The 7,335-nt window shown below is 64.2% G+C and carries 6 protein-coding genes and 1 pseudogene; 4 read left to right on the forward strand and 3 right to left on the reverse strand.

Features of this window, described 5'->3' with window-relative positions; genetic code table 11:
* Positions 1-39: 39 nt before the first annotated feature.
* Together Y707_RS0118120 and Y707_RS27360 are read right to left on the reverse strand one after the other, a co-directional pair.
* Positions 40-882, reverse strand: a complete 843-nt coding sequence (locus Y707_RS0118120; protein ID WP_026536120.1) for an urea carboxylase-associated family protein — start codon at positions 880-882, stop codon at positions 40-42.
* Between the two features lie 5 nt (positions 883-887).
* The gene (locus tag Y707_RS27360; RefSeq protein ID WP_216699295.1) at positions 888-1,523 is read right to left on the reverse strand and encodes a GntR family transcriptional regulator; all 636 of its coding nucleotides are present in this window, start codon (positions 1,521-1,523) and stop codon (positions 888-890) included.
* Between Y707_RS27360 and Y707_RS27365 the strand changes: the two genes are divergently transcribed.
* From Y707_RS27365 to Y707_RS0118145, 4 genes are all read left to right on the forward strand, one after another.
* Positions 1,475-2,605, forward strand: a complete 1,131-nt coding sequence (locus Y707_RS27365) for an Nramp family divalent metal transporter (protein WP_081744991.1) — start codon at positions 1,475-1,477, stop codon at positions 2,603-2,605. The genes Y707_RS27360 and Y707_RS27365 overlap by 49 nt on opposite strands.
* 100 nt (positions 2,606-2,705) lie before the next feature.
* Entirely contained in the window at positions 2,706-3,479 is a 774-nt protein-coding gene (locus Y707_RS0118135; protein WP_026536121.1) for a LamB/YcsF family protein, read from the forward strand.
* An 87-nt stretch (positions 3,480-3,566) separates the two neighbouring features.
* Entirely contained in the window at positions 3,567-5,270 is a 1,704-nt protein-coding gene (locus Y707_RS27370) for a 5-oxoprolinase subunit B/C family protein (protein WP_275451231.1), read from the forward strand.
* A gap of 15 nt (positions 5,271-5,285) precedes the next feature.
* Entirely contained in the window at positions 5,286-7,037 is a 1,752-nt protein-coding gene (locus Y707_RS0118145) for an acetyl/propionyl/methylcrotonyl-CoA carboxylase subunit alpha (protein ID WP_026536122.1), read from the forward strand.
* A 45-nt stretch (positions 7,038-7,082) separates the two neighbouring features.
* Here the strand turns inward: Y707_RS0118145 and Y707_RS31715 are convergent.
* Positions 7,083-7,335, reverse strand: a pseudogene (locus tag Y707_RS31715) (hypothetical protein); the annotation flags it as partial.

The raw sequence follows: 7,335 nt of genomic DNA on the forward strand, positions 1-7,335 counted from the left end.
TGGCCTTCTCGTCTGTCCGTAATTACTTACGCATCACCGTCAGTCGCCCCACCGTGGTGACTGGAGTCCATGGGCATTCGCATAAGCCGCGCGGGTGGAAGGCTGCCACCCGCTCAGCAGCTCCGTTTTCGGACGGTAAACCTCGATACCGGGTGGATGGCATACGTCAATCGGGTCGCGCGCATCCGGACCCCACATCGGCACGGACAAGTCCCCGCCGGGGCAGGTGGACAGCGCGCAGAGAATGTCCGTCTCGGCGAAGAATTCGAAGTAGTCGCCCTTCCTCGCCGGGCAGGTCTTCATGAAGTAGCGGTCTTCGTCATTGAGCCCGGTGCACTGGAAAACATTCAGCACATCGTGCACATCGAACTCAGTCAGCCCGTACGGCAACACTGCACGGGTGAGGTTCGAATGGCAGTGGAAGTCGAAATCCTCGCCGGTCAGCATCCGGTTCACGTACGGATCGCAGCGTGTGCCCAGCAAGTCGTGAACCCTTCCACCTTCTTCATCCCGGCCATAGTCGGACAGGCTGTCCCCGGTAATCGTGACCAGCGGCCGCAGGAATGGCAGGGTCGACCACAGCCGGTCGAAGGTGCTCACATGCGCCGCCTGCAGCTGACGCGTCCGCGCCGCCCACATCCGTTCCCGCGGATCATGCCTGTTCCAGATGTTCAGGTCGGCAACCTGCGCGCCTTCGATCGTCACAATCCGGCAGAGGGATCCGGCCGGCACTTCCCAGGCCCGGCCCGAGCGGATCGGGATGACGAATGAATCGACCAGTTCGTGCTCATCGAAGTTTTCGCCGAACTTCCGGTAAAACTCCCGATCGACGTCGAGGGCGCCTCCGGGGCTCGCCCGATATGCGGCTGCGGTTAAACTCATGCCGCTTACGGCCTTTCTATAGTGGGAGATTTGCGGACGGGTTTCCTGCCCGCGTTCTGCCTGACGACGTCGAGCACCAGCCGCTGTGATTCCTCAAGGTAGTGACTCATCGACTTTTGGGCCTCCTCCCGCCGGCCGGAGCGGATCAATTCCCAGATTTCGCGGTCCCGCGCCATCCATGGCAACTGGAACGCCCGCCCGTTGTCCATGACGGCGAACACCAGCCGCAGCCTGGCCACGATTCCCGCGAAGAATTCGTTCAACGATGGACTGCCCAGCGTGGCAACCAGCGCTTGGTGAAACTCCAAGCTGGCCGTCCCGACGTCGCTCCATTCGTCTTCCGCTACGGCCCGCCGCGCATTTTCGACGGCGGTTCCCACCGGTGCCAGCGCAGCGCTGGAGCACAGAGCGCTCTCCTGGATGGCGCGTATTTCAACGACGTTCCGGACAGCATAAATGTCAAGAACGTCGTCGGGCGTGAGTGTCCGGACAACGAAACCCCTGTTGACGTGGTGCTCGACCAGCCCTTCGTGCTGCAGGGTTCGCAGCGCTTCGCGCATGGTGTTGCGGGAGACGCCGAATTCGGTGGCAAATGATGCATCGCGCAACGGTGTTCCGGGTGGCAGGCCACCAACGATCACCCGTCCGCGGAGGACGTCTGCGATTTTTCCGGCCGTGTGCCCGGCGGCGTGAGGGCCTGGGCGAGGCGCTTCGCTCCACGTTCGATAACACGATAGTCCGCACCGTCGTCGTAATTCTTGTGGTCGCTGCCATTGGAATCGGAGGGGCCAGCTATGCGGGCGGTGACACCACCGGCACCTCTATTGCATTGTCCACGCTGACGAATCTCCCCCAACCTGTGGTGATCCTGCTGGTCGGCCTCGTTGTCGCCTGGCTGCTGTTCACCGGCAGTTACAAGCGGGTGGAACGGGTCTTCGCCGTCCTCGTTGCCATCATGGGTGCGGTGTTCGTACTGACCGCCATCGTCTCGCGGCCGGATCTGGGACAGGTGTTTTCCGGAATCTTCCCGCCAACCATCCCGGACGGTGCACTGCTGGTGACGATCGCGCTGATTGGCACCACCGTCGTTCCGTATAACCTTTTCCTCCACGCCAGCCTTGTGCAGGAAAAGTGGCCCCGCACCGACACCGCGGTGGCCCTGTCCGAGTCCCGCCGCGACACCGCAATTTCCATCTCCATCGGCGGCATCATCACCATCGCCATCATGACGACGGCGGCAGCCACCCTGTTCGTCAGGGGCGTCGAGGCGACGACGATTGACGCCTTGGCCAGCCAACTGGAACCCGTCCTCGGACCGGCCGCGGATTATGTATTCGCCCTCGGTTTGTTCTCAGCCGGCCTGACCAGCGCCATCGCCGGCCCGCTGGGCGCCGCGTATGCCATCTCCAGCACGATGGGATGGTCAACAGAGCTGCGCGACACCAAGTTCAGAATCATCTGGGCCACCATCCTCGTCCTGGGCGTCATCATTGCCCTCACGGGAACCAACCCCATCGCGGTTATTGTGTTCGCCCAGGCCACCAACGGCATCCTGCTGCCCATCATCGCGGCATTCCTGCTCGTCGTCATGAACCGGCCGGGGTTCCTTGGAAAGTACCGCAACGGTCCGCTGGCCAACACCCTCGGCGGGATTGTGCTGGTCACCGTAACCGGACTCGCGGTCTACCAACTGGCCGACGTCTTCGGCCTGCTCCCGGCATGATGGGCGCGGGCTCCACTATGGGCGCGGGCAGCACTATTGAACGTTCCACGCCGGATACGGCATGCTGGAAAGAAACAACGTCACAGGGATGAGAGTCACCATGGCCGGAACAGATGGCATCAGTATTGACCTGAACAGCGACGTTGGAGAATCCTTCGGCCGCTGGCAGCTTGGCGACGACGCAGCGATTTTCAAGTCCGTCTCCAGTGCCAATGTGGCGTGCGGTTTCCATGCCGGCGATCCGGCGGGGATCAGCGCCACCTGCCACAGCGCTGCCGACGCCGGCGTGACCGTCGGCGCCCATCCCGCCTACCGCGATCTGCAGGGTTTCGGCCGGCGGTTCGTCGACGTCGCCCCTAAAGAATTGACCGACGACGTCGTCTACCAGATCGGTGCGCTGCAGGCACTGGCTGCCCGGGCCGGCACGGCGGTCAAGTACGTGAAACCGCACGGCGCCCTCTACAACACCATCGTCCACCACGCCGAGCAGGCCCAGGCCGTGGTCGACGCCGTCAAGGCAGTCGATCCCTCGCTGCCCCTGATGGTGCTGCCCAACTCCGAAGTGCTGCGGCTGGCCGACAAGGCCGGTCTCCGCACTGTGCAGGAAGCCTTCGCCGACCGCGCCTACAACCCGGATGGCACTCTGGTTTCCCGCCGCCAGGAGGGTGCGGCGCTGCACGACACTGCCGACGTCGTCGAACACGTTCTGCGCGTGGCCACCGAGTCGAAGATCAAGACCATAGACGGCACGCTGATCGACGTCCATGCCGACAGCATCTGCCTGCACGGCGACTCCCCTGGCGCCGTCGAAATGTCCGCCGCCGTCCGCAGTGCACTGGACGAGGCCGGCATCACCGTCAAGTCCTTCGTCTGACCCACGTCAGTGCAAATCAACGACGACGGCGGGACGCCGGGTTCAGGCTCAGGCTCAGGCGATTCTGCTCCGCTCCAGAAGCTAACTATCAGAGCGGTCGGCAGCCGAGCCATCCTCATCGAACTCAGCGGCATGGATGAAGTCCTCGCGCTCAAATCCGCCCTGACGGAACTGCCGCTGCCCGGCCAGGTTGACGTGCTGGCCGCCGCCGAAACGGTCATGGTCACCGCCGATTCCACAGTCGCGATCCGGTCCATCGCAGAGCAGATCCAGCATCTGGACCTGACGGGTTCCACCACTCTCGACGACACACTGCGCGTCATTGAAACGGTGTACGACGGCGAGGACCTGGACGCAGTCGCCGAACTGACGGGCCTCAGCCGCGACGGTGTGATCGAAGCCCACACCGCACAGATCTGGACGGCTGCCTTCGGCGGCTTCGCGCCAGGTTTCGCCTATCTAGTGGGCGAGAATCAGCGTCTCGAAGTTCCGCGCCGGGAAAGTCCGCGCACCGCCGTTCCGGCCGGCTCAGTTGCACTGGCCGGTAATTTCTCCGCCATCTATCCGCGCCAGTCGCCCGGTGGCTGGCAGTTGATCGGCCGGACCTCGGCACGGATGTGGGACCTCGATCGCGAGCAGCCTGCCCTGGTCGTTCCGGGGAACCGGGTGCAGTACAAAGCCGTGCGGCAACTTGTCGAGACAGGCGCTTCAGACGAGGGAAACGAACCCACTCAGGAGGAAGGCGCCTCCGGGAAAGAGACAGCTTCTCAAGCGTCCGCCACAACGGAAGGGTCAGCTGTTCGGGAACGCCACGAGTCCCAGTCCGGCGTTCGCGTTGTCTCCCCCGGCGCCCAGAGCCTGATCCAGGACCTGGGCCGTTTCGGCTACGCGGACCTCGGCGTTTCCGAAGCCGGCGCCCTCGATTCCGGCGCAATGCGTACTGCCAACCGCCTTGCCGGCAACGGACCAAATGAGGCGGTAATCGAAACCGCAATGGGTGGACTTTCGGTAACGGCACAAGGCGACCAGGTACTCGCCGTCGCCGGTGCGCCGTCGGACCTGAAAATCCGCAACCCTGATGGAATGGTCCGCAGCATTCCCATGGGTGCCCCGTTTGCCCTGCTCGACGGCGAAACTCTCACCCTGGGTGCGCCGACGCGGGGACTGCGCAGCTATGTGGCTTTCCGTGGCGGCATCGATGTACCGCTGGTGCTGGGAAGCCGCGCCACCGACACCATGTCCGGGATTGGACCGGAGCCGCTGGCGGCACAGTCCTTCGTTCCGGTCGCTAAAGCGCCACCCACCAGTGTCGTCGGGATCCCCCGGACGCCCGACGACGTCGTCACCGCGGCAGAGCGCGAAAGTGTTCAATTGAACATCGTCCTCGGTCCGCGTGCCGACTGGTTCGATCAACCCGCCATCGATTCCCTGACCGGTCAGGAGTGGGAGGTCACGGCGAAGTCCAGCCGCGTCGGGATCCGCCTGGATGGCACACCGCTGGAGCGGAGCCGGCAGGGGGAGCTTCCCAGCGAAGGGACGCTCGCCGGCAGCATCCAGATCCCGCCGTCCGGCATGCCCGTCCTCTTCCTCGCTGACCATCCCGTCACCGGCGGCTATCCCGTCATCGGCGTGGTGGCGCATGAGCATCTGGACCGGGCGGCGCAGATTCCACCGGGGGGCAGGATCCGGTTCCACGCGGTTGCTGCTCCTGACGAAGACACCTCCAGCGCGAATACCGCCGGCACCGGTGAAGCAGCCGGACCTGCGGACGCCGACGAAACTGAAACCTGAGCGGAAGACACAGCCATGCATAAAGTCCTGATTGCCAACCGTGGCGAAATCGCCGTGCGCGTGGAGCGGGCGTGCCTCGACGCGGAGCTGGTTTCCGTCGCCGTCTACGCCGACGACGATGCCGGTTCCCTCCACGTGGATCTGGCCGATGAAGCCTACGCACTGGACGGTTCGACGCCGGCGGAAACGTATCTCAATATCGACAAGTTGTTGCAGATCGCCAGACGCTCCGGAGCCGACGCCGTCCATCCCGGTTACGGGTTCCTGTCTGAGAACGCGGACTTCGCCCGCGCCGTCATCGACGCGGGCCTGACCTGGATCGGTCCGGAGCCGGACACCATCCTCGCGCTGGGCAATAAAGTCACAGCCCGGGAGATCGCAGTCCGGGCGAGTGCCCCGATGGTGGCCGGCAGCGATGGACCGATCGAATCCGCCGCCGACGCCCGCGCGTTTGCCGAAGAACACGGACTTCCGCTCGCGCTCAAAGCGGCCTTCGGAGGTGGCGGCCGCGGGCTCCGGGTCGTGCGTGAACTCGGTGAGATCGAGGAAGCGTTCGACTCGGTCCGCCGGGAAGCGAAATCGGCTTTTGGCCGTGATGAGCTCTTCGTCGAGCGGTTCCTCGACAAACCGCGGCACGTCGAAGCCCAGATCCTGGCCGACAAGCACGGCAACGTCATCGTCGTCGGAACCCGTGACTGTTCGCTGCAGCGGCGGCACCAGAAACTGGTGGAGGAAGCGCCGGCCCCGTTCCTGACCGACGCCCAGCGCAGCGAGATCCATGAATCGGCCAAGGCCATCTGCCGGGAAGCCGATTACGTAGGCGCCGGAACCGTCGAGTTCCTGCTGGGCCAGGACGGCACGGTGTCCTTTTTGGAGGTCAACACAAGGCTCCAAGTCGAACACCCCGTGACCGAGGAAACCTCCGGCATGGACCTCGTCCAGGCACAGTTCAGCATCGCCGCCGGGGAACCACTGGCCATCACGGAAGACCCCAAAGCGTTCGGCCACGCCATCGAATTCCGGCTCAATGCCGAAGACGTCGGACGCGGGTTCCTCCCCTCCCCCGGTACGGTCAAAACCTTCGTACCGCCCACCGGACGCGGCATCCGTGTGGACACCGGCGTCCGCTCCGGCGACACCATCGCCGGGCAGTTCGACTCCATGTTCGCCAAACTGATTGTCACCGGCGCCGACCGGCAACAGGCTATCCGCCGTGCCCGCCGCGCCCTGGAGGAACTTGAAGTAACCGGCCTGGCGACGGTTGTCCCGTTCCACCGGGCCGTCCTTGAAGAAGAAGCCTTCACCGGAACAGACTCTCTCGGCATTTACACCGGTTGGATCGAGAGCGAATTCGCCGACCGGATTCCCGCTGATCCCGATTACAGCTCCGGCAGGGAAGGTGGCGGCCGCCGGACATTCAGCATCGACCTCGACGGACGCCGGGTAAGCCTGGGCCTGCCAACCGAACTTCTCGCAAGCCTCGGAACGGCGGGCTCGAATGCCATCGGAACGGGAAGCGGCGACGGAACGAACGGTGGTGACGCGCACGTCGACCCCACCGAGCTCCGCTCGCCCATGTCCGGAACGGTGGTGAAGTGGCTGGTCGAGCCGGGCGCCGAAGTGGGCGAGGGGGACGCCGTTGTCGTACTTGAAGCCATGAAGATGGAATCGACCATCTCCGCCCATCGTGCCGGAACTGTCGGCGAAGCGCGGCGTTGTCCGGCGGACGCCGTCGAGTCGGATGCCGTACTCACCGTTATCTCCTGATCGGTCGACCCGTCATCTCGTAATCAACCGTTCGCCGGGGAGATTTCAGAATGGTGGTGGGGTTTGGTCGTGGTCGCCGGTTGGAGTGTTGTCAACATTTTTGGGGTCCCAGGGGTCGAAGCGGTGTCCGTTGTCGGTGTTGTAGCGGCGGGCGTCTTTCCGGCTGGTGAGCACGGGTCCTTCGGGTTTGGTGGTGTAGGTTCGTCCTGCCGGTGAGGTGGACGTGATGGTGCCATCTTTGTCTTGGGTGTCTTTCCATCCGCAGGCGGTTTTAAGCAGGTGATGTTTGGCGCAGTAG

It is taken from the genome of Arthrobacter sp. H14, assembly GCF_000520495.1.
GTDB lineage: Bacteria > Actinomycetota > Actinomycetes > Actinomycetales > Micrococcaceae > Arthrobacter_C.

What these genes read in the sequence shown, in the direction of transcription:
- Y707_RS0118120 (WP_026536120.1), bottom strand. Translation starts at nt 882, where the DNA reads ATGAGTTTAACCGCAGCCGCATATCGGGCGAGCCCCGGAGGCGCCCTC.
- Y707_RS27365 (WP_081744991.1), top strand. Translation starts at nt 1,475, where the DNA reads ATGATGCATCGCGCAACGGTGTTCCGGGTGGCAGGCCACCAACGATCA.
- Y707_RS0118135 (WP_026536121.1), top strand. Translation starts at nt 2,706, where the DNA reads ATGGCCGGAACAGATGGCATCAGTATTGACCTGAACAGCGACGTTGGA.
- Y707_RS0118145 (WP_026536122.1), top strand. Translation starts at nt 5,286, where the DNA reads ATGCATAAAGTCCTGATTGCCAACCGTGGCGAAATCGCCGTGCGCGTG.